This is a genomic window from Rhodococcoides sp. S146-33, from assembly GCF_059489205.1.
Genome location: NZ_JCAJWY010000002.1, coordinates 1,203,902 through 1,222,706 on the forward strand (window position 1 = coordinate 1,203,902; position 18,805 = coordinate 1,222,706).

Sequence of the window (18,805 nt, forward strand, 5' to 3'; positions counted from 1 at the left end):
CACCCTCTCGTGCTTCGAACCAATTTACGCCGTTGCCGACTCCACGATCACCGGGTTCGCAGGCGCGCCGTCCTCGGAGCCTCCGGTCACTCCTCCCGCCGCGATGGCGTCGAGGGTGGCCAGTCCGCTCTCGGAGATGGTGCCGAACACCGTGTACTGCGGCGGCAGCACCGAATCGGCGTACACCAGGAAGAACTGGCTGCCGTTGGTGTCCGGGCCGGCATTGGCCATCGCGAGCGTCCCGCGGGGATACACCACCGGATTCTCGGCCTGCGCGGGATCGGTGTATGCCGTCGTGGGGTACTCGTTGGCGAAGCTGTATCCGGGTCCGCCCCGGCCGGATCCGGACGGATCGCCGCACTGAAGCACCTCGAGGCCCGGTGACGTCGTCAACCGATGGCACGGAGAGCCGTCGAAGTATCCCTGCTGGGCGAGGCTGACGACGCTGTTGACCGTGCACGGTGCCTGCGTCCGGTCCAGCGTGATGTCGATGGGCCCCTGGCTGGTGGCCAGCGCCACGTCGACGGTTCCGAACACGTCCACAGCGTCGACCGGTGGCGGATCGACCTCTTTCGCGGCCGGAGTCTCCGCCGGATAAGCACAGGTGACCGTGTCGGTCGCCGGCTGTGGTACGGCCGGTAGCGCACCGAAACGAGACAGGTCCAACGCCGGCCGCTGCGATGTCGTTGCCGCCGGTGTCGACGAGGTTGTTGACGGGGTAGCTGCAGCAGGCTGGGCAGCGGGTTCGGCCGAGCCGGAGCAGCCGGCCAACACCAACGCGGTAGCCGAGAGCCCGGTCAGGAGGGCAGCGGTGCGGTTCACAGATCGCTCTGCATCGTCGTGATGTCGACCGGCTCGGCGGGAGCCCCGTCGGATGCGCCGCCCTGCACTCCCTTGGCCGCGATGGCGTCGAGGGTGGCGAGGCCGGTCTCGTCGATCGTGCCGAACGCGGTGTAGGCCGGCGGCAGTTCCGAATCTCCGTAGACGAGGAAGAATTGGCTGCCGTTGGTTCCCGGCCCTGCGTTGGCCATCGCCAGCGTTCCGCGCGGGTAGGAGATCGGCGTCTGCGCAACGGGATCGCCCTCGGCGAACGTGTCGGCGGGGAATTCGTCGGCGAACTGGTACCCCGGTCCACCGCTGCCGGTGCCGGTGGGATCGCCGCACTGCAGGACCTGAAGTCCGGCACCGGTGGTGAGTCGATGACAGGTGGTGCCGTCGAAGTAGCCCTGGTTGGCGAGCGAGACGAAACTGTTCACCGTGCACGGCGACTCGGGGTTGTTCAGAGTCAAACCGATGTTGCCGGCCGTCGTCTCCATGCTGTAGCTCAGCGGCTCGTCGCTGGTGGGGACGTTGTCGGTGCGTGGGGGAGTGTTCTCCTTGGCCGCAGGCTGTGCCGCAGCGGGATAGGAGCAGTTCACCGTCTCGGGCAGGGGCTCGGAACGGCCCGCTGCGATGAGGGAGTCGGCGGGCGCCGACGTCGTCGATGCCTGAGCGGTACTCGCGTCGTCGTCACCGCGGGTCACCACGTACACGACCGAGACGACGGCCACGACTGCGACGACGCCGAGAATGGAACCTGCAATCGTCAATTGCTTCCGACGCCGCGCTCGTTCCGCGCGGCGTACGAGTTGGCGTTCTAGCTTTCGTTTGGCAGCCTCGCGCCGTTGCTCGTTGCTGGGCAATTCGTGTTCCTCCCGCTTGTCCGAAAATCGACCTCGCCCGCTCGCTGTACGGACCGATCGTGTGGTGACAGGCCGAAAATCGGCCAACGCGAGTGTGCCATCACTGCCTGAGAGCATGCTGGGGGGACCCGATCGAGACGACCCCACTAAGCTTGCTCGGTACTTCGGCCTCAGCCTTTAGGAGCGATTGGTTTGCTCGTCACCGGATTCCCCGCAGGCATGTTTCAGACGAATTGTTACATCCTGGCCCAGGACGACGCGTCCGAGTGCGTCGTCGTCGATCCCGGTCAGGACGCCGCGGATCCGCTGATCGATTTTCTTACACGATCCTCGCTCACTCCCACCGCAGTGCTGCTCACGCACGGCCATCTCGACCACACGTGGTCGGTCGAGCCGATCTGCGCAAAGTACGGCATTTCTGCGTACATCGCACCCGAGGACCGATACATGCTGTCGGACCCGATCAAGGGAACGGGTCCAGCGTTGGCTGCCGTGCTCGGTGACATCGAGTTCCGCGAACCGAACGACGTGATCGAACTCGCCGACGGCGGGGAGCTCGATCTCGCCGGAATCGAGTTCACCGTGGTGCACACCCCCGGGCACACCCAGGGTTCCGTCGTGTTTCTCACCCGGGCCGACGGGCCCGAGGGCGCGGTTCCGCTGGCGTTGACCGGAGACACCCTGTTCGCGGGTTCGATCGGTAGGACAGATCTGCCCGGCGGCGACCACGACCAACTACTTCGTTCCATCGCGACCCGGTTGCTGCCGCTCGGTGACGACACCGTCGTATTGCCCGGGCACGGCGGCCAGAGTTCGATCGGTCAGGAACGGGCGTCCAATCCATTCCTCGTTGGACTCGGCGACCCCGAGCAAGGGAAGCTGTGAACGTGAGCAAGCCGACCACCTTTTCTGCGCCCAAGGGCATTCCCGACTACTTTCCACCCAACTCGGCCGAGTTCGTCGCCGTGCGAGAGGGGCTGCTCGACGCCGCCCGCAATGCCGGCTACGGACACATCGAACTCCCGATCTTCGAGGACACCGGGCTGTTCGCCCGCGGGGTCGGAGAGTCGACCGATGTGGTGAGCAAGGAGATGTACACGTTCGCCGATCGAGGAGATCGGTCGGTGACGCTGCGTCCCGAGGGCACCGCGGGGGTCATGCGCGCGGTGATCGAGCACGGATTGGATCGGGGCGCGCTTCCGGTCAAGTTGGCCTACGCCGGCCCGTTCTTCCGCTACGAGCGCCCCCAGGCCGGGCGGTATCGGCAGCTGCAGCAGGTCGGGGTCGAAGCAATCGGCATCGACGACCCAGCGTTGGACGCCGAGGTCATCGCCGTCGCCGACGCCGGATTCCGAGCCCTCGGGCTCACGGGGTTCCGGCTGGAGATCACCTCGCTCGGTGACGATACCTGCCGCCCGCAGTATCGAGAGTTGTTGCAGCAGTTCCTTTTCACGTTTCCACTGGACGAGGAGACGCGTCGGCGCGCCGAGATCAACCCGCTGCGGGTTCTCGACGACAAACGGCCGGACGTGCGCGAGATGACCGCGGACGCGCCGTTGATGCTCGATCACCTGTCCGATTCGGCCAAAGAACATTTCGACGAGGTACTGGCGTATCTGGACGTGATGAACGTTCCGTATCTGGTGAACCCGCGGATGGTGCGCGGACTGGACTACTACACCAAGACCACGTTCGAGTTCGTGCACGACGGGCTCGGGGCGCAATCCGGCATCGGCGGCGGCGGCCGCTACGACGGGCTGATGGAACAGCTGGGCGGGCAAGCGCTGTCGGGCATCGGATTCGGGCTCGGCGTCGACCGCACCGTCCTCGCCTTGGCCGCCGAGGGAAAGACTGCGGGGGCCACGTCTCGGTGTCAGGTGTTCGGCATCCCGATGGGTGCCGCAGCCAAACTGGCGATCGTCGATATCAGCGCGCAACTACGCGAACGGGGTATCGCCGTGGACATGGCGTTCGGAAGTCGCGGTATCAAGGGAGCGATGAAGGCAGCCGACCGATCGGGTGCCCGTTACGCACTGGTGCTGGGCGATCAGGAACTGGCAGCGGAATCGGTTGTGGTGAAGGACCTCTCGAACGGCGAACAGAGCACTGTCGATTTGGCCGACGTGGTCGACGACCTCGGGGCTCGCCTTGCCCGGTGATTCCGGGTCCGGTGACCCCCGGTCAGGTGGGGGTGCGGTAGCCCTCGATCTGGTGTCTGCAGAGTTCCTGGCTCCGCGCCTCCGAAAGATCGCGTTGATCTCGGTGGCGATCGGAATCGTGCTCGCCGTGGTACTCGCACTGGTTGTGCCGGTGTGGGTGGCAGTCCTCGTCGGAGTGGTGGTCGGTGGACCGGCCGCGTTGTCCGGCTGGCTCGGCCTTCGGCGGCGGGTATGGCTCGACGGTCCGCAACTGTGCGCGCGTGGCGTGCGCACTCGCCGACTGCAGATGCCCGAGGTGGTGACGGCCGAGCTGACGATTCGCACGGCCGGGATCGATCAGATTTCGTTGCGGCTCTACGACGGCCGCACTCGCGTGGTACTGCCACTGGCGCTCTACACCAACGGTGGAGGTCGTGAACTGCCGATCCTGGCGCTACGCACCCTCGCCGATTCGCTGTGGACCACCGAGCTCGTCCCTGCGGCGGCCATCGCGTCGGTCCTGGTGGATCAGCTACGGGCCGAGGCACGTGACGCCGGACTCGACGAAAGACCCCTCTACCGCGCGATCGAACTGGTTCGCAGCAAGGGCCGCACTCCGCATGCGACGCTGACCGACCGCGAGGTTGCACAGCTGATCCGGTGAGTGAACCGGTATCAGGTCACCAGGAACGCGTCGAGGACCACGGCCTCGGCCGATCGCGAGCCGGAGGTGACGACCAGCGCACGGTTGAGGTAGGTGAACTTCGGAACAGCCGTCGACACACGCAGCGTGCCGCGGAAGTAGTAGGTGGCGGGGTCGACTTCCCGATCGGGATCGTCGAGCGCGTCGATGACCTCGGCCGGACCGAACTGAACCCCGCGGTAGTCGAGCGAAAGGTAACCGCCGGTTGCCAATTCGAGGACGAGATCACTACTGAACTCGGTGCATCCGTCGGGTCGGGTGACGCTGACGACGGTCGATCGGGCAGCCAGAGTGCCCTCGATGTCCGGGCCGGGGGCGGCACCGCCGAGGACGGTGGTGACGACTCGGTCGCCCTCGGGCACCGAACCGATCTCGATGGCCGGTCCCAGTGTGAGTCCCAGGCGCAGAATGGGTTCGAGGGTCGGTGTGTTCGGGGCGGTCACGTGCTGTGCACTCCTTGGATCGGCTTCGGGCCCTACGCTATCGCTTGTCGGCTGCCGAATCCGAGCGGGGATGCGGGGGAACGATCCGACCTTGACACCGCATAGAACAAATGTTCGACTGTGTGCATGCGATGGGCCGGTCAGACTCTCGATGCCGCGGACGAAGGCGCGCTACCGGGACTCGAACGGTCCGGGCTCGTCCGCAGCGTACAGACTCCGGAATTCGAGGGAATCACCTTCCACGAGGTGCTGTGCAAGAGCGCCCTGAACGAGGTTCCCGGTGAATCGCAGGTGCCGTTCTCGTGGACCGTCAATCCGATGCGGGGATGCTCGCATGCGTGCCGATACTGCTTCGCCAGGCCGACACACGAATACCTGGACCTCGATTCCGGCAACGACTTCGACTCGCAGATCGTCGTCAAGACGAACGTTGCGGCCGTTCTACGCAAAGAGCTCGCACGCCGATCCTGGAAGCGGGAGCCGGTGGCGCTCGGTACCAATACCGATCCGTATCAGCGCGCCGAGGGACGGTACCGGTTGATGCCCGGCATCATTCGCGCGTTGACGGAGTCCGGTACGCCGTTCTCGATTCTGACCAAGGGCACATTGCTGCGTCGCGACCTTCCCTTGTTGACGTTGGCTGCCCAGAAGGTCGATGTGCACGTGAGCATCAGCCTCGCCATTCACGACGCCGACCTGCAGAAGCAGCTCGAGCCCGGAACCCCAAGTCCGCGAGCGCGATTGGATCTCATCCGTGCGGTCCGCGACGCGGGTCTCGACTGTGGAGTGCTGGTCGCTCCGGTGATTCCCTTCCTCACGGACGGTGGCAAGCAGCTCGACGGACTGATCGGCGCGCTGGCCGACGCGGGCGCTACGAGTGTGACGGCGTTGCCGATGCATCTACGGTCCAGCACCAAGGATTGGTACATGAGCTGGCTGGTGAAGGAGCATCCGGCGTTGGTTCGGCGCTACCGTCAGCTCTACGGCCATGGGGCCTACGTGACGCCGGAGTACAAGCAGTGGCTACGTAGCCGTATCGACCCGTTGCTCGAGGAGTACGGGTTCGCCGCCGAGCAGACCCGCTCCATGCCCCCCAACGAGCCTGCCGAACCCCGCGCACTGGTCGCCTCGGGTCCGGCTCTCACCTTGTTCTGATCGGCATCGGTTCAGGGGTTGTTCAGGTCGCGCGCCGAGAACGTATCGCAGGCCGAGACCTGCCCGGTCTCGTAACCCGCGGTGAACCACGCCTGTCGCTGCGCGGACGAGCCGTGCGTCCAGCCTTCGGGGTTGACCCGGCCGGTCGACGCCTGCTGAATCCGATCGTCGCCCACCGACGATGCGGCGGAGAGGGCGTCGTCGATGTCGGTAGAGGTCAGCGGTTCGAGGAACGGGACCCCGGTGTCCGGGTCGACCGTCTCGGCTGCGTAGTGCGCCCAGATTCCGGCGTAGCAGTCGGCTTGCAGTTCCACTTTGACGCCACCGGACTCGGGACCCTGTGGGTCGGCTTGCGCGCGTCCGATGTCACCCAGCTGATTCTGGATGTGGTGACCGATCTCGTGCGCCACCACGTACTCCTGCGCGAGTGGCCCACCGCTGGAGCCGAATTGATCGACCAGGACCTGAAAGAAGCTGGTGTCGAAATAGGCAGAGGAATCGGCCGGGCAGTAGAAGGGCCCGACGGCGCTGGTGGCGTTGCCGCACCCGGTGTTCGTGGAACCAGAGAACAAATTCACCGCGGGTCGGACGTAGGCGACACCGGTTTGATTCTGCAACTGTGCTTCCCAGACGGTGTCCAGGCTCGCCACCGTGAAGTCGATGCGGCAGTCGACGTTGCTGTTTGCCTCTGCGACGTCACAGTCGAGCGTTCCCGACGCTCCGGAGTCGTTCTGTCCGGCGGAACTGTCGCCGCCGCTGATCTGATTCAGGATTGCTCCCGGGTCGCCGCCGAACAGCAGGGCCAGGACGATGACGACCAGGCCGCCTGCGCCGCCGCCGATGGCCAGCTTGCCGCGTCCACCGCCCCCGCCGCTACCGCCGACGGAGACTCTGCCCGGTTCCGACTGCGAACCTTCTCTGAACGTCATGCTGGAGTTCCCCTCCGCCGAGCGCGCATCTGTGATGCGAACCGATACCGCCACTGTCGGCCTTAGCTTCGCATGCCGGGACGGGATCTCGTTTCCTTCTGGGGTGATGTGCTCCGTAGGATCGGTGAGCGAAGAACACGATCAGCGGATTTTTCTCGAAAGGACACCCGTGCTGCGCACCCACCTCGCCGGCTCATTACGCCCCGAGCACGTCGACCGAACCGTGACGCTGACGGGATGGGTGGCCCGTCGACGCGATCACGGCGGCGTCATCTTCATCGATCTCCGTGACGCCTCCGGTGTGTCTCAGGTCGTCTTCCGCGAGGGAGCAGCACTCGAGCAGGCACACCGACTGCGCGCCGAGTACGTGGTGAAGGTGACCGGCAAGGTCGAGGGTCGCCCCGAGGGCAACGCGAACTACGAGATCCCCACCGGTGCCATCGAGGTCGAGGCGTCCGAGATCGAGGTCTTGTCCGAGGCCGCTCCGCTGCCGTTCCAGCTCGACGATCAGCCCGGCGAGGAAGCGCGACTCAAGTACCGCTACCTCGATCTTCGCCGTGAGGGTCCCGGCCATGCCATTCGGCTGCGTTCGCACGTCAATGCCGCCGCCCGGTCGGTGCTCGCGCACCACGAGTTCGTCGAGGTCGAGACCCCGACGCTGACACGTTCCACGCCCGAAGGCGCACGAGACTTCCTCGTTCCTGCTCGTCTGCAGCCGGGTAGCTTCTACGCTCTGCCGCAGAGCCCGCAGCTGTTCAAGCAGCTGTTGATGGTCGGCGGTATCGAGCGGTACTACCAGATCGCTCGCTGCTATCGAGACGAAGACTTCCGTGCCGATCGTCAGCCCGAGTTCACTCAGCTCGACGTCGAGATGAGCTTCGTCACCCAGGACGACGTCATGCTGTTGGCCGAGGAGATTCTGGCCTCGCTGTGGAAGCTGGTCGGGTACCACTTCACGGCACCCATCCCGCGGATCACCTATGCCGAGGCCATGCGCCGGTACGGCTCCGACAAGCCCGATCTTCGATTCGACATCGAACTGGTCGAGTGCACGGACTTCTTCTCCGAGACCACGTTCCGCGTCTTCCAGGCTCCGTACGTCGGTGCGGTCGTCATGCCCGGCGGCGCGTCTCAGCCCCGTAAGCAACTGGACCGGTGGCAGGAATTCGCCAAGCAACGTGGACACAAGGGACTCGCGTACGTTCTCGTCGGCGAGGACGGCACCCTCGGCGGCCCGGTCGCGAAGAACCTGACCGACGCCGAACGCGGCGGACTGGCCGCACACGTCGGCGCGAAGAACGGCGACGCGATCTTCTTCTCTGCCGGACCCGTCAAGGCCTCCCGCGGGCTGCTCGGCGCAGTGCGCGGCGAGATCGCCCGCAAGCTCGACCTGATCGACCCGAAGGCCTGGGCATTCGTCTGGGTCGTCGACGCCCCACTGTTCGAGCCGACTTCCGACGCCACGGCCAGCGGTGACGTAGCCGTCGGATCCGGCGCGTGGACCGCTGTGCACCACGCGTTCACCTCGCCGAAGCCGGAGTCGATGGACACATTCGACACCGATCCCGGGTCTGCTCTCGCCTATGCCTACGACATCGTCTGCAACGGCAACGAGATCGGCGGCGGCAGTATTCGTATCCACCGCAAGGACATTCAGGAACGAGTGTTCGCGATCATGGGTATAGGCAAGGAAGAAGCTCAGGAGAAGTTCGGCTTCCTCCTCGATGCCTTCTCCTACGGCGCACCGCCGCACGGCGGAATCGCGTTCGGCTGGGATCGCATCACCGCGCTGCTCGCCGGAGTCGATTCCATCCGAGAGGTCATCGCATTCCCGAAGTCCGGTGGCGGCATCGACCCGTTGACCGACGCGCCTGCTCCGATCACGCCGCAGCAGCGCAAGGAATCGGGCGTCGACTTCAAGCCGGAGAAGAAGGAAGAGTCTCCGGCTGCGACCGAGACTGTGGCCGACGCGTAACTGTCGTCCTGCGAACGCCAATGTCCCCGTAACGCCGAGCGTTACGGGGACATTCGTTCTTTGGTGGAGCGGTTGGATCAGCGGGCCGGGGACACCGGCGCGCCGGTGAGCACGCGGTATGCGTAGTTGATGGCGATCACCGAGACCGGGATTGTCACCAGGAGACCCAGGCCGCACAGCAACCCGCCGACTATGTTGATCGCGGCAAGTGCCAGAAGGAGCAACACGAGTGGTCCGAAATTCTTGACGGTGAGGTCGAAGCTGGACTTGATTGCAGTGATAGCTTGCTCGTTTCGATCGAGCAGAAATGTCAGCGAGAAGGACAGCAGGAAGCCGAACACGATGGTGAGCAAGGTTCCCAGGAACGGAATGAACGACAGGACGACAGTGAGCACCGTCCAGATCAACGCCAGCACGGCAATCTGTGGAACGTTGGTGAGCTGGAAGAATCGCCCGAACGCAGGCTTCTCGGGACCGCCGGTTTCATCCAACGCTCCACGCACGAATGCTGCGTTGACGAAGTAGGACACAAAGGTCCCGATGGCCGTGACCACGATGAACACGCCGGACGTCGTGGCGACGGCCGCGCTTTCACCTCGGTCCGCGGCTGCGATTGCGGCAGTGAGGGTCGACGCGAACGTGAAGATGAACACGGCCACGCCGACGGCCCATACGATTGCTGTGATTCCCAGCCACGGTCCGGCGTTGGCCTTGAACTTGTCGAAGCCGTAGCTCAGCGCCGCACCGACGTCGAGGCGCCCAGGATTGGGGGCCATCGGTGCCGGACCGTAGCCCTGGTTTCCGTAATTCCCGTAGTTTCCGGGAGGCGGTGGGTAGGCACCTGGCGGCGGTGGGTAGGCACCTGGCGGCGGTGGGTATCCACCAGGAGTGCCACCGGGGGGTGGGTAGTTTCCGGGCGGAGGGGGATATTGACCGGGTGCGCCGCCCTGGGGTGGGTAGTTCCCAGGAGGTGGGTAGCCGCCAGGAGGGGGATAGCCACCGGGAGCTGGGTAACCGCCCGGTGTGGGATAACCACCGGGCGGCGGGTAGCCGCTGCCAGGCGGCTGGGGTTTGTTCAGGTTCGGCTGGTCCGGGTTGGGGTCGCCACCGTATTGCGGTCCATCGGGCGGGTTTTCATTCACGTTTTACCCTTCGGTGTCTAGCGAAGTACGTCGACGATTCGTCGTTTTTCAGGCTGAGCGAACCGTAGACAGTTCTGGGTGTCAAGGCGTCGATATTCGGACGGTGCGGGGCTCGGAAATGTTCCAGTACGCGTGCACCGATCGCGAATTCTTGCCGAGCGGACCCGGCTCGGCCCTACTAGGGTTGGGTGTTCCACCCATACCGGGACTATCACGAGGGGCTCGCCGTGGGCATCAAGGTTGCACTCGAACACCGCACCAGCTACCAGTTCGACCGCACTGTCAAGATCTTTCCGCATGAAATCCGGTTGCGCCCGGCGCCCCATTCGCGCACACCGATCGAGGCGTACTCGCTGAAAATCGAACCAGCGGAACATTTCGTCAACTGGCAGCAGGACGTCTTCGGCAACTTCCTTGCTCGGGTGGTGTTTCCCGAACGCACCGACCGGATGTCGATCACGGTGGGTCTCGTCGCAGACATGGCGTCGATCAACCCGCTGGACTTCTTCGTCGAAGAATGGGCCGAACACTTCGGATTCGCGTACGAGGAGCACGACCTTCCTGATCTGGAGCCGTACCTGCGTCCGGTGGACGAGGACAAGGCCGGCTCGGGCCCGGGTCCCGTGGTCTCGGCCTGGGTGGAGAAGCTGCAGGCGGCCGTAGTCGAACGCGGAGAGTCGTTGCGCACCATCGACTTTCTCGTCATGGCAAATCAGGCCGTGATGAGTGACGTCGGGTACTCCGTGCGGATGGAGCCCGGGGTGCAGACGCCCGATCTGACACTGACGTCCGCTGTCGGGTCGTGCCGTGACTCGGCGTGGTTGCTGGTTTCGGTGCTGCGCCAGATGGGTCTTGCCGCGCGTTTCGTCTCCGGGTATCTCGTTCAGTTGTCCTCGGACGTCAAGTCGTTGGACGGTCCGTCCGGTCCTGTCGAGGACTTCACCGATCTGCACGCGTGGACCGAGGTGTACCTGCCCGGGGCGGGCTGGGTCGGGATGGATCCGACGTCGGGTCTGTTCGCGGGCGAGGGACACATCCCACTGTCGGCGACCCCGCACCCGTCGACGGCCGCCGCGATCTCCGGTGCGACGAGCAAATGCAAAGCCGAACTGGACTTCTCGAACACTGTTATCCGCGTGCACGAGGATCCGCGAACGACGTTGCCCTACACGGCCGATCAGTGGGAATCGATCAAGGTCACGGCGGAGAAGATCGACAAGCGGATGCATGATCAGGACATTCGGTTGACGGTCGGTGGTGAACCGACGTTCGTGGCGATCGAAAATCAGGAAGCCCCGGAGTGGAACACCACAGCCGACGGCCCACACAAGCGAAAACTGGCCAGTGTCCTGGCCGAACGCCTCCGGACCATCTACGCACCGGACGGATTGGTACAGCGCAGTCAAGGCAAGTGGTACCCCGGCGAGCCGCTGCCCCGATGGCAGGTGGGATTGTTCTGGCGTACCGACGGCCAAGCCCTCTGGCACGATTCCGACCTGATCGCAGATCCCTGGTTGGCCGAGGACCTTCGCCCGGAGCCGGTGAACAATTCGGCGTCACAGGAACTGATCGACGAGTTGGTCAAGGCACTCGGACTGCCTGCCTCACAGGCGCGTCCTGCCTACGAGGATCCGTTGGTGAAACTGCTGGACCTGGTTCGTCAGCCCTACGGGGACCCGCCCGCCGACGACGAGGACCTCGAACCCGGAACCGATTCCGCGGACGCGAGACAGCGACTGCTCGAGCGGCTCGATTCCAGCACCGACGAGCCCGCCGCGTTCGTGTTACCGATATCACGGACCGACGACGGCTCCGGCTGGGAGAGCGCTGACTGGAAGTTGCGCCGAGGCCGAATAGTGTTGTTGGAGGGTGATTCTCCCGCTGGTCTACGTTTGCCGCTCCGCGCGATCTCCTGGGACGGCGGTCCGGTCGAGAACCCGTCCGATCCCACCGCACCGACTCCCGATCTACCCGTCCCGCAATTGACGCAACAACCGCCGCGTGCAGTTGACCCGACCGAGTCGCGGTACGCGCAGTTGGTGAACGAGACGTCCGGGGTGGGCGGCACAGCCGTGACCGCGTTGGTCGCCGAGGTCCGCGACGGCGTGCTGCACGTGTTCATGCCGCCGATGGATCGTCTGGACGATTTCGTCGACCTCGTCTCGCGCGTCGAGCACGCGGCCTCGGCCATCGACACACCGGTCGTCATCGAAGGTTACGGTCCGCCGTCGGATCCGCGCATCCAAACCCTTACCGTCACACCGGATCCCGGTGTGATCGAGGTCAACGTTCAGCCGACGTCTTCGTGGGCCGAACAGAACGAGCTCATGGAACGCCTCTACCTCGAGGCGCGAAAGTCCCGGTTGAGTACCGAAGGATTCGACAACGACGGCACCACTCGCGGAACCGGCGGTGGCAACCACATCACCCTCGGCGGGGTCACACCCGTGGACTCGCCGGTGCTACGTCGACCTGACCTGCTGGTGTCGTTGCTGACACACTGGCAACGGCACCCGTCGTTGTCGTACTTGTTCTCGGGACGTTTCATCGGAACCACGTCGCAGGCACCTCGTGCCGACGAGGGTCGCGAGGAATCGCTCTACGAGCTCGAGGTCGCGTTCAGCGAGATCAAGCGACTGACCGATGCAGATCGATCCGCGTCGCCCTGGGTCGTCGACCGCGCTCTGCGACACCTGCTCACCGACATCACCGGGAACACGCACCGTGCCGAGTTCTGCATAGACAAGCTTTACAGCCCCGACTCCACCCGGGGCCGACTGGGACTGCTCGAGCTGCGCGGGTTCGAGATGCCGCCGCATCATCAGATGGCAATGGTGCAGTCTTTGCTCGTGCGTTCGATGGTGTCCCGGTTCTGGGACACCCCGCTTCAGGCACCGCTGATTCGGCACGGTGCGAATCTGCACGGGCGGTACATGCTCCCGCACTTCGTCATCAACGACATCGGCCGCGTGGTCGAGGACCTTCGCGAACACGGGATCGAGTTCGACACCAGCTGGCTCGACCCGTTCACCGAGTTCAGATTCCCCAGGATCGGAACCACGGTGGTCGGCGATGCCGAGATCGAGTTACGAGGGGCGATCGAGCCGTGGAACACCCTCGGTGAGGAATCGACGTCCTCGGGAACGGCGCGCTACGTGGACTCCTCGGTGGAGCGAATCCAGGTGCAGGTGGCCGGAGCCGATGCGGGTCGTTATCTGTTGACGTGCAATGGGGTGCCGGTGCCACTGCTGCGCACCGATCGACAGGATGTTCAGGTCGCTGGGGTGCGGTATCGCGCATGGCAGCCGCCGAGCGCTCTGCACCCGACGATCGAGGTACAGAGTCCGCTGCGTTTCGATCTCGTCGAGATGCAGACCGGACGTGCGGTGGGCGGTTGCTCGTACCACGTCGTTCATCCGGGTGGGAGGTCGTACGACGGCCCACCCGTCAACTCCGTCGAGGCCGAAGCACGCCGTAACGGCCGCTTCGAGGAGGGGGGGTTCACCTCGGGCAAGGTGGACGTAGCAAGATTGCTCGAGATACACGCTCGACAGGCGATCGATGTGAGTGCTCCCGGCATGTTGGACCTGCGCCGAACAGGAGTTCACACGCCCTGACGCGTGCCTGCACAACAGAACGAGTCGACCGGTAGCGATCTCGGTCCGACGCGCATCGGAAGAATTCGGTCACGAACTCGTCCGGTGCCGGAGGGTGATCGACCGACGGAAGGAACAGCGGCTCGATGGTGCCCGTAGATACTGCCCTCAGTGGTGCCGGTCGGAACGAACCTGTGACGGGCGAAGCCGGGTCGCCCTGGCTTGCTTATCGGGGTCGTCGTGAGGCCGTGATCGGTCGGGCAGATCGTTTCGACGAGATGCTCGATCCCGACGGCACCGTGCGTCCGCATTGGGCGGGGTTGATCGACGGGATGCGCGAGGCCGGTTCAGGCGTCATGCAGACGTTGCAGTCACGTGTCAGCCGACTCGTCGATGACCATGGCATCACGTACAACCCCATTCCGACCGGCGGTTCCGAGTCGGTGCCCAGTGCAGTTCGGTGGGGTTTGGACAGCGTTCCGTTGGTGGTCGCGGCCGACGAGTGGGACCGTCTGGAAGCCGGTTTGGTTCAGCGGTCGATGTTGCTCGATGCGGTGCTCACCGATATCTACGGTGCCCAGGAGACCGTCAGGCAGGGGTTGATTCCACCGGAGCTGATCTTCGGCAACCCGGGCTATCTGCGGACGGCGCACGCGATCACCATCCCGGGTCCGCATCAATTGTTCATGCATGCCGCCGACGTCGCCCGCGGCTCCGACGGTCGATTCCAGGTCGCCGCGGACCGAACTCAGGCACCGTCCGGTGTGGGGTACGCGCTGGCGGATCGGCGGGTGATGTCGCGCGCGATGCCCGAGCTGTTCCAGGAGAGCAACCCCAGGCCGCTCTCGACGTTCGCGCGCGCGGTTCGGTTGGCACTGCGCGATGCTGCTCCCGCGTCGGCCGAGGATCCGGTGGTGGTTGTTCTGAGCCCCGGTTCGCATTCGGAGACTGCATTCGATCAGGCTTATCTCGCAACGGTTCTCGGCTTCCCGCTGGTGGAGAATGCCGATCTCGTCGTTCGGGACGGATGCCTGTGGATGAGATCGCTCGGCAAGCTCCGCAGGGTCGATGTGGTGCTCCGTCGGGTGGATGCCGAGTTCGCCGATCCACTGGACCTGCGTCCGGACTCGCATCTGGGTGTGGTGGGCCTGGTCGAGGTGCTGCGACGCGGTGCTGTCAGTGTGGTCAACACACTCGGCAGTGGGGTGCTCGAGAACCCTGCACTGCTTCCGTTGCTGCCTGCGCTGAGCCGGGCGCTGCTGGACGAAGATCTGGTTCTCGGCTCGGTTCCCACCTATTGGGGCGGTGACCCGAATCAGCTCTCGCACATCGGCAATCGGCTGCGTTCGCTCGTGCTGCGGTCGACCACATCGCGTCGCACGGTGGTAGGACACGACCTCACGGACGCAGGAGCTCGCGACTTGTGGGATCGAATCGTGGCCGAGCCCTGGAAGTGGACCGGCCAGGAAGTGCCGGAATTCTCGTTGGCTCCGGTAGGTGCGTCGATCGGCGGGGCAGCGGGAGAACAGTTGGCCGTTGCCCCAGCTCAAGTGGGGATGAGACTGTTCACCGTCGCTCAGCGCGGTGGATACACCCCGATGCGCGGTGGATTGGGTCAGGTGGTGATCACGGCTCCGGTCACCGACCCGCTCATCACGGTGGCCTCGAAGGATGTCTGGGTCAAGTCTTTGGAACGGGTCACTCCGGCCGATTCTGCGCCGCACACCCCGCCTGCGACGGTGGAAGAGCTGCCGCAGTACGCCGCGTCGAACGTCGATGTGGTCAGCTCACCACGTGTGCTGGGCGATCTGTTCTGGTTCGGTCGCTACACCGAACGTGCCGAGGACATGACTCGCCTGCTGATCGCGGCACGCGAACGTAATCAGGACTACCGCTCCATGCCGTGGTTGGAGGGCAGCGAAAGCCTGCCGATTCTGCTCGAAGCGGTCACCAAGGTCTCGCGGACCGGACCGGGATTTCTCGACGAGAAGACCCGCGCCGACGCGATGATCGAGATGCGTTCACTGATGCTGTCCGCGGCCCGCCTCGGATCGCTGGCGCAATCGGTGGACCGGATGCAGCAGGCGGCACGAGCGGTGCGCGATCAGCTCTCGAACGACACCTGGGCCGTGCTCAACCGCATCGACACCGCGCTCGAAGAATTGGCGGAGTCACCGGTCAACAACGGTGCCCAACTGGCCGCGTCGCAATCGAGCGTGTTGCGAGGACTGCTCGCAGTGTCCGGATTGGCGTCGGAGTCGATGGTTCGCGATGCCGGCTGGTACCTGATGGACGCCGGTAAGCGGATCGAACGTGGTCTGCAGCTCACAGCGTTGGTTTCTGCAACACTGAGCCACGCCCTCACTCCGTCCACCGAACAGGCCGTCATCGATTCGGTGTTGTCGGCGGCCGAGTCCTCGGTGATCTATCGTCGACGCAACAGTGGCCGCGCACGTCCGGCAGCTGTTGCGCAGCTGCTGCTGTTCGACGAGGGAAACCCGCGAGCGCTGGTGTATCAGCTCGATCGTCTTCGCGACGACCTGGGATCGCTGCCCGATGCCTCGGGTACCTCACGGCCCGAGCAACTCGTCGAACAGATGCGGGTGCGGTTGCGCCGCGTGGACCCGGGCGATCTCGAATCGGTCGACGCCAACGGTCGCCGGGTAGACCTGATCGAGTTGGTGGACGGCATCCACGATTCCCTCGAGGAACTCTCTCGCGTCGTGCTAGCAACTCACATGTCGTTGCCGGGTGGCACGCAGCCGTTGTGGGGTAGCTCGAACATCCGGACTGCGAACGGGGTGCGGTGATGAGTCGTCGGTACCGAATCAAGCACATCACGACCTACACCTACTCCGATCGCGTGTCCTCGTCGTACGGTCGAGGATTTCTCGCGCCGCGAGACATGGACGGCCAACACTGCATGGAGAAATCCGTCATCGTGGAACCTGCGCCGACCGATCAGTCCTTCGGGGTCGACGTCTACGGCAACGAGGACGTGTACTTCCACGTGACGCACGATCACGAGAAGTTGGTGGTGACGGCGGACTCTCTGGTGGAGGTCTATCTGCGGCCGGCGGACGAGACGACATCGTGGCCGGCAACCGCGCCGTGGGAGTCCGCTCGGATGGCGCGGTTCGACCCGACCGTTTCGGCGGATCCGGCCCGCGCGTGCGCGGTGGAATTCGCTCTGGATCTTCCCTCTCCGGAGATCACCGACGACGTGCGTGCGTATGCGGCACCCAGCTTCTGGCCGGATCGACCGCTGGCGGACGTCATCGTCGATCTGACGCATCGTATTTTCACCGACTTTCGATATCTGTCCGGTTCCACGACGGTGTCGACCACCGTGGCCGATGTGCTGGCCGCACGGTCGGGCGTGTGCCAGGATTTCGCTCGACTGGCCATTGCGTGCCTGCGTTCGCAGGGTCTGGCTGCGAGGTACGTGTCGGGATATCTTGCAACCGAACCCCCGCCCGGCAAGGAACGCATGATCGGGGTCGATGCAACCCACGCGTGGGCCGCGGTGTGGATGCCGAACGATCGGTGGCTCGCGTTCGATCCCACCAACGACCAGTTGGTCGACGAGCGGTACGCGACGGTGGCGTGGGGGCGTGACTACGCCGACGTGCCGCCCCTGCGCGGGATCATCTACACCGAGGCGGAGGAGAGCACCATCGCCGTGTCAGTGGATGTTGCACCCCAGTAGCGAACCCTGCATAATTCGATGGTTCGGGGGTAACCGACCATCTGGTCGAATCTGGGGATGTGACGTGCGAAAAGCCGCAAACAGGACAATCGTGTCTCATTCGTAGTCGTCGACACAGCACGGAAAATCGCAGCGAACAGGTAGCTTGGACATCGATGACCGCAACACTGGCAGACCCTGTATCAGAGGTAGTAGCAGCAGCGCAGCGCCTCCTCGCCAAGCGCACCGGAGCTCCGGTGACGCTGATCGACCCGATGAACCTGGGCGGTAGCGGCCAGGCGATCGTATTGCGAGTCAAGGTCTCGGAGAACCCCTTTCAGCTGCCTCGGACCCTGGTGCTCAAGCAGGTGCGGGACGTGACCGGCGAGTCGGAACTGCATACCGAACTGGCCCACGTCGCAGGGTCGAGTGCATTCCTGCGGGAGGCAGCCTCGTACCAGTTCGCCAATGCTCTGGCCACCGACAGCAGGCCGGGGCCGGAACTGCACGCATACGACCTCGACGCACGGTTGCTCGTACTCAGCGACCTCGGTGACGCCAGCCCCATCACATCTCTGTTGCGAAATTCGGACGAGGCGGCAGTGACCAACTCGCTGATGGCCATGGCCCAGGCGCTCGGCCGAATGCATGCCGCGACCGTCGGCCGAGAGGACGATTTCGCAGCCCTGCTCCGGCGCATAGGGCAGCCCGACACCACGGACGGAATCTCCGCGCAGATCCCCGATGCACTGGCCGAAGTTCCCGAATTGTTGGCCGGCTTGCCGGGGGTGGGTCCCACCCCGGCTGCGCTGCTCGATCGGGTGTCTCGCAGTGGACGACTGTTCGCGCACGGCGCTTTCCGTGCCTTCAGCCCGTCCGATCTGTGTCCCGACAACATCATCGTCAACGACGAAGGCGTCCGTTTTCTCGACTACGAGTGGGGCGGATTTCGCGACGCGACCCTCGACATCACCTATGCGCTGGCCTCGTTTCCGGGCTGCCTGTGCAGCTTCGATCTCTCGCACGAACGCGAACAGGCGATGGTCGATGCATGGCGCGCGGAGGTCGTCGGTATCTGGCCTGCGCTGGCCGACGACACCGCACTGGCAAGCAAGATCCTCGACGCGCGATTGATCTGGGTATGGCTGACCACCTACTGGTTCCTTCCCGACGACCACACTCGGATCGCCGCGGCGAGGGCGCACCACCTCTCGGTTCCGCGATCGCGGGCACTCGTTTCTCGTTGGGCGGTGCTCTCCGATAGCGCGCAACGGGCCGGTGAGGCCGGCATTGCGGAGTACTCCGCATCGGTCGCGGCTGCGTTGCGAGCGAAGTGGGACCGGTAGCGACGACG

Annotated in this window: 14 protein-coding genes; 9 read left to right on the forward strand and 5 right to left on the reverse strand. The window is 64.7% G+C overall.

Features of this window, described 5'->3' with window-relative positions; all coding sequences use genetic code 11:
- Positions 1–24 precede the first annotated feature (24 nt).
- Together AC5WEY_RS14215 and AC5WEY_RS14220 are read right to left on the reverse strand one after the other, a co-directional pair.
- Positions 25–822 (reverse strand): peptidylprolyl isomerase, encoded by a 798-nt coding sequence (locus AC5WEY_RS14215; protein WP_495646312.1) that lies wholly within the window; start codon positions 820–822, stop codon positions 25–27.
- Positions 819–1,682 (reverse strand): peptidylprolyl isomerase, encoded by an 864-nt coding sequence (locus AC5WEY_RS14220; RefSeq protein WP_495646313.1) that lies wholly within the window; start codon positions 1,680–1,682, stop codon positions 819–821. Before AC5WEY_RS14220 ends, AC5WEY_RS14215 begins: the two co-directional genes overlap by 4 nt.
- 192 nt (positions 1,683–1,874) lie before the next feature.
- Between AC5WEY_RS14220 and AC5WEY_RS14225 the strand changes: the two genes are divergently transcribed.
- Genes AC5WEY_RS14225 through AC5WEY_RS14235 form a run of 3 tightly spaced genes read left to right on the forward strand, consistent with a single transcriptional unit; the run spans position 1,875 to position 4,484 of the window.
- A complete protein-coding gene (locus AC5WEY_RS14225) occupies positions 1,875–2,567 on the forward strand; it encodes an MBL fold metallo-hydrolase (protein ID WP_495646314.1) in 693 nt (230 codons plus the stop codon).
- Between the two features lie 2 nt (positions 2,568–2,569).
- Complete coding sequence (hisS, locus tag AC5WEY_RS14230) at positions 2,570–3,841, forward strand: histidine--tRNA ligase (RefSeq protein WP_495646315.1); 1,272 nt, start codon at positions 2,570–2,572, stop codon at positions 3,839–3,841.
- A 52-nt stretch (positions 3,842–3,893) separates the two neighbouring features.
- Positions 3,894–4,484, forward strand: a complete 591-nt coding sequence (locus tag AC5WEY_RS14235; RefSeq protein ID WP_235581746.1) for a hypothetical protein — start codon at positions 3,894–3,896, stop codon at positions 4,482–4,484.
- 11 nt (positions 4,485–4,495) lie between these two features.
- Here the strand turns inward: AC5WEY_RS14235 and AC5WEY_RS14240 are convergent, their stop codons facing one another.
- Positions 4,496–4,966, reverse strand: a complete 471-nt coding sequence (locus tag AC5WEY_RS14240; protein ID WP_032377784.1) for a DUF3237 domain-containing protein — start codon at positions 4,964–4,966, stop codon at positions 4,496–4,498.
- A 126-nt stretch (positions 4,967–5,092) separates the two neighbouring features.
- On the opposite strand from AC5WEY_RS14240, the gene AC5WEY_RS14245 reads away from it, so the two are divergent.
- A complete protein-coding gene (locus AC5WEY_RS14245; protein ID WP_495646316.1) occupies positions 5,093–6,121 on the forward strand; it encodes an Rv2578c family radical SAM protein in 1,029 nt (342 codons plus the stop codon).
- An 11-nt stretch (positions 6,122–6,132) separates the two neighbouring features.
- On the opposite strand, the gene ypfJ is transcribed toward AC5WEY_RS14245, so the two are convergent.
- Positions 6,133–7,050 (reverse strand): KPN_02809 family neutral zinc metallopeptidase, encoded by a 918-nt coding sequence (gene ypfJ / locus AC5WEY_RS14250; protein WP_495646317.1) that lies wholly within the window; start codon positions 7,048–7,050, stop codon positions 6,133–6,135.
- A 169-nt stretch (positions 7,051–7,219) separates the two neighbouring features.
- On the opposite strand from ypfJ, the gene aspS reads away from it, so the two are divergent.
- Positions 7,220–9,025: an aspartate--tRNA ligase gene (gene aspS / locus AC5WEY_RS14255; RefSeq protein WP_495646573.1), complete on the forward strand. Its 1,806-nt coding sequence runs from the start codon at positions 7,220–7,222 to the stop codon at positions 9,023–9,025.
- 77 nt (positions 9,026–9,102) lie between these two features.
- On the opposite strand, the gene AC5WEY_RS14260 is transcribed toward aspS, so the two are convergent.
- The gene (locus AC5WEY_RS14260) at positions 9,103–10,167 is read right to left on the reverse strand and encodes a hypothetical protein (RefSeq protein WP_495646318.1); all 1,065 of its coding nucleotides are present in this window, start codon (positions 10,165–10,167) and stop codon (positions 9,103–9,105) included.
- A gap of 227 nt (positions 10,168–10,394) precedes the next feature.
- Between AC5WEY_RS14260 and AC5WEY_RS14265 the strand changes: the two genes are divergently transcribed.
- The 4 genes from AC5WEY_RS14265 (at position 10,395) to AC5WEY_RS14280 (ending at position 18,797) form a co-directional block, all read left to right on the forward strand.
- Positions 10,395–13,784 (forward strand): transglutaminase family protein, encoded by a 3,390-nt coding sequence (locus AC5WEY_RS14265; RefSeq protein ID WP_495646319.1) that lies wholly within the window; start codon positions 10,395–10,397, stop codon positions 13,782–13,784.
- A 125-nt stretch (positions 13,785–13,909) separates the two neighbouring features.
- Positions 13,910–16,573, forward strand: a complete 2,664-nt coding sequence (locus AC5WEY_RS14270) for a circularly permuted type 2 ATP-grasp protein (RefSeq protein ID WP_495646320.1) — start codon at positions 13,910–13,912, stop codon at positions 16,571–16,573.
- Positions 16,573–17,472, forward strand: coding sequence for a transglutaminase family protein (locus AC5WEY_RS14275; protein ID WP_495646321.1), 900 nt, complete (start codon positions 16,573–16,575; stop codon positions 17,470–17,472). Before AC5WEY_RS14270 ends, AC5WEY_RS14275 begins: the two co-directional genes overlap by 1 nt.
- A gap of 155 nt (positions 17,473–17,627) precedes the next feature.
- Positions 17,628–18,797 (forward strand): kinase, encoded by a 1,170-nt coding sequence (locus tag AC5WEY_RS14280; protein WP_495646322.1) that lies wholly within the window; start codon positions 17,628–17,630, stop codon positions 18,795–18,797.
- Positions 18,798–18,805: the final 8 nt, after the last annotated feature.